Annotated in this window: 4 protein-coding genes; 2 read left to right on the plus strand and 2 right to left on the minus strand. The window is 69.1% G+C overall.

What is annotated here, in order from left to right; translation table 11 throughout:
* Positions 1 to 174 precede the first annotated feature (174 nt).
* The gene (locus tag VF468_12110; GenBank protein HEX5879041.1) at positions 175 to 798 is read left to right on the plus strand and encodes a hypothetical protein; all 624 of its coding nucleotides are present in this window, start codon (positions 175 to 177) and stop codon (positions 796 to 798) included.
* A 13-nt stretch (positions 799 to 811) separates the two neighbouring features.
* Positions 812 to 1,807, plus strand: coding sequence for a class I SAM-dependent methyltransferase (locus VF468_12115; GenBank protein HEX5879042.1), 996 nt, complete (start codon positions 812 to 814; stop codon positions 1,805 to 1,807).
* Positions 1,808 to 1,822: 15 nt separating this feature from the next.
* On the opposite strand, the gene VF468_12120 is transcribed toward VF468_12115, so the two are convergent.
* Both VF468_12120 and VF468_12125 read right to left on the minus strand, forming a co-directional pair.
* A complete protein-coding gene (locus VF468_12120) occupies positions 1,823 to 2,899 on the minus strand; it encodes a GNAT family N-acetyltransferase (protein HEX5879043.1) in 1,077 nt (358 codons plus the stop codon).
* 138 nt (positions 2,900 to 3,037) lie between these two features.
* On the minus strand, positions 3,038 to 3,292 hold the full coding sequence (locus tag VF468_12125; protein ID HEX5879044.1) for a hypothetical protein: 255 nt from the start codon (positions 3,290 to 3,292) through the stop codon (positions 3,038 to 3,040).
* Positions 3,293 to 3,650: the final 358 nt, after the last annotated feature.

A 3,650-nucleotide genomic window follows, 5' to 3' on the forward strand; every position in this document is an offset into this window, starting at 1 on the left:
CCGCAGACGTCGGGCACCTTGCGGACCTCAGCAACGCGAACGCGCCTACGGGCGGCCATCGGCGCCCCGGCATCCACCCGCGCCACCACCACGACGACCAGCGGCCGGCGCCCATCCGCGCCCGCGGCGGCGGGCTGGGTCAACGTCGTCAACGACCAGTTCAGCTCCGGTGGGGTGCCGGCACACTGGCACCGGTACGACACGCCCTACGGCTCCGCCCCGCACAACTGCCCCACCCCGTCGCATGTGTCGGTGTCCGGCGGCTCGATGCACCTGCTGATGCGGCACGAGACGAGCGGCCGGTGCGGCGCCGGCTGGTACACCGCCGGCATGATGCTCGACAGGGCCTTCGCCAGCGTCGACCAGCGGGTGACCGTGCGGTTCCGCGTGGTCAGCGGCGGGGTCAGCGGCCATCACATCATCCCCATGCGCTTCCCGCCGGGTGCCCGCTGGCCCCAGGGCGGCGAGGAGGACTACTGCGAGGGCGACGGATCCAGCGGCTGCTTCACCTTCCTGCACTACGGGGACAAGGCCACCACGCAGGTCTGGCATCGCCACGCCTTCGACCTTTCTCAGTGGCACACGGTGCGGTTCGAGCGACGCAACCATGTGGTCAAGGCGTACATCGACGACCTGACCAGGCCGGTCTGGACCTACAACGGCTCCTCCAGGACGCTGCCCGACACCAAGAAGCAGGTGGTGCTGCAGCAGGAGTGCCGGCACTCAGGATGTCCGGCCGGGACGACGGGCACCGAGGACATCCAGATCGACTGGATCACCGTCGACAACCCGGCCTGAGAAAGGGAATGTGGTGAACTCGACCCGAAAGCTGCTGGCGCTCCTTTACAGCTGCCGGAGCTGGCTCCTGAAGCAACAGTGGTTCACCAGCCGGCTCTTGCCGGCGCTGCCGCGGTCGCTGCGATGGACGCTGCGCAAGCTCTACTTCCTGCCATCGGACCTGATCGAGCGGGTGCTCAGCAATCGGGAGGAGTTGGTCCCTCCCAGGTCATCGATCTTCACGGGCTCGGTCGACGATTTTAAGAGCAGCGGCGAGGCCCTTGTCCGTCGTCTCGCCGATTCTGGGCGTCTGATGCCGGAATCGAAGGTCCTGGACATAGGTTCCGGGATGGGGCGCGTCGCCGTGGCATTGACCTCCTACCGGGACGGAAGCGGGTCCTACCAGGGTCTCGACATCGTCCCGTCAGGGATCAAGTGGTGCAGCGAGAAGATCACCTCCAAGTACCCGAACTATGTCTTCACGCTGGCCGACGTCTTCAACAAGGAGTACAACCCCGCTGGGCGGCTCAAGGCCTCCGAGTACCGATTTCCCTTCGATGACGAGACGTTCGACCTCGCCGTGCTTGGATCCGTATTCACCCACATGCTCCCCGAGGACATGCGGCACTACATCGCCGAGATCGCCCGGGTCCTCAAGAAGGGCGGCACGTGCTGTGCCAGCTACAACCTCCTGGACGCCGAATCGCTCCGTACCATGAAGGCAGGTCTGGGGGCGTTCCGCTTCACACGCCTCGGCCCGCACTGGGTGGTCGACGTCAACGTCCCGGAGTTGGCCGTCGCCTACGAAGAGGACTACGCCCGAAAGCTGTTCGAGGAACACGGGCTGTCGTGCACGGTCCACCACGGCTGGTGGTCGGGTCGTACGGACACATCGCGCGAGCCGCCCTGGTTCCTTGACCAGGACGACCCGGACTTCCGGTATTTCGATCAGGACTATGTGATCGCGACCAAGGTAAACGGTGGACGGCGTGACGAACTAGCGCCAGGCGTCAGCCTCGGCCATTCATGAGGCGCTGAGGTTGGTTCACATCCCGGTCCGCAGCCGGCCGACCCGCCGCAGCAGCTGGCGGGCCGTGCTGCGCAGGGCTGGCCGGCCGAGTACGAACTCGGTGGCGTACCGGCGCGGGGCGTGCTGGAGCCGGCGGGCCACGGCGACCACGGACGGCCGCTCGACGCAGCCCTCGGCCACCGTGAGCTGCTGGTTGCCCAGCACCTTCTTGTACTCCTCGTCGCCCTTGCCGAGGTCGAGGCGGCGCAGGCCGGCCGTGGCGGCCGCCTCGGCCATGAACAGATGCAGCATCAGCCCGGGCGAGTACTTGGCCAGGGCCACGTCGTAGCTGGGGAACCAGCAGGCCAGGGTGGCCGCCGAGCGCAGGCCGAAGTGGATGGCCACCGGCCGGTCGCCGGCCGACAGCACCGACAGGGTGCCCGAGCAGCCCGGGGCGCGGGTCTCGAGCAGGTCGCGGACCAGCCGCACGGTGGCCGGCCGGGCGAAGCGGTCGAACCGGCCCGTCCTCCGGTACTGGGCCGACTTCCAGCGCATCAGGGTGTCGAGAGCCTGGTCGTCCTGGGCGTCGAACTGGAACCGGACGGCGCCCTCCTCCCGCTCCAGCTTGCGCTGCTTGCGGCCCATGGCGGTGATGCTGTGCCGGAAGGCCCGCCGGCGGTCCTGGAGCCAAGCCTCGTAGCCCCCGCTCACGTCGATGACTGAGGACGGCCGCCGCACGCGGTGGTAGGGCGCGAACGGGCCCTGGGTGGCCAGCAGGTGGTCGAACTCCCAGACGTCCAGCCCGGCGCCGCGTAGGAGCTCTCGCGGGTCCCATTCCAGGCCGGGGGCGTGCACCAGGCCCTGGCAGTCGGACAGGCCGGCGCCGATCGGCCGGCCGACCCGGAAGGGGCCCCGTTCGTAGGGGAAGAACCCGACGACCTCCGGCCCCTCTTCGAGCACGGCCACCCGGGCGCCGGGGCGGACCCGGCCCACGCACACCGCGAACTCCGGGGCTAGGAAGGGGTTGGCCAGCTCCGAGTGGCCGTGCAGTTGCCGCCAGCGGGTAAGCTCGGCCGAGCCGAGCTCGCTCGGGTGGACCACCGATGTCTTCAAGTGCCACAGCCTCCTGGCTAGCGTCGGCCCTCGTCTGACCATCCCCCGGCGGTCCAGGAGGGTGCGCCCCTGGCCTGGCGCTGAACTGGACCAGCAGGGCCCGGTCACGGGTTTGAGAGCTCATAGACCGGATGACCGTCAAGGCCGTCCGCACTCGGCGGCGAGCAGATGGGCGGGCAGAGCCGCGCTCAGGCGGGATTGGGAGCCCGAGCCAATCCAAAGGGCCTCGTCCCGCTCGTTGACGGGTCGGTCGTGGTCGTGGTCGATGATGTCGTCGTCGTGGTGGTGGATGGCCTCGGTCTCGTGGTCGTCGGGGCGGTGGTGGACGAAGCGCTCGGCTGCGGGCGGGTCGCATCTGGCGGCGAGGTCGGATTTGGCACCCGGCTTGACCATGATGTGGTCGTGGCGATCCGGGTTGGGCCACCGGTGGGCGCATCGGTGCGGCTCCCGCCGACAGCTGTCGGGCCGACGCTGGAGACGGTCGTGGTCGGGCCGGCCACCCCGACGCCGGAGTCGATTGTCTCCGGGCCGACCCCGACCGCCTGCACCGTGGTACCCGAAGGAGAGGTGAGGTCGTCGGCACCGGTCAACTCATCGCAACGTGGTAGGCAGCGGTCGCTCTCGTCGGCCAGCCCGAAAGCTCCGATGAAGGCCAGGGCGGCCGGGATCAAGATCGCCAACACCCGGACCAGGCGACGCTCCCGCCAGCTTCGCCCAAGCCGGGGAACGGCTTGTGCGACCGTACTAGGTC

It is taken from the genome of Actinomycetota bacterium, from assembly GCA_036280995.1.
Classification (GTDB): Bacteria; Actinomycetota; CALGFH01; order CALGFH01; family CALGFH01; genus CALGFH01.

Bases quoted from the DNA above. Each gene is read 5' to 3' on its own strand.
- VF468_12125 (HEX5879044.1), bottom strand. From the start codon at position 3,292: ATGGTCAAGCCGGGTGCCAAATCCGACCTCGCCGCCAGATGCGACCCG.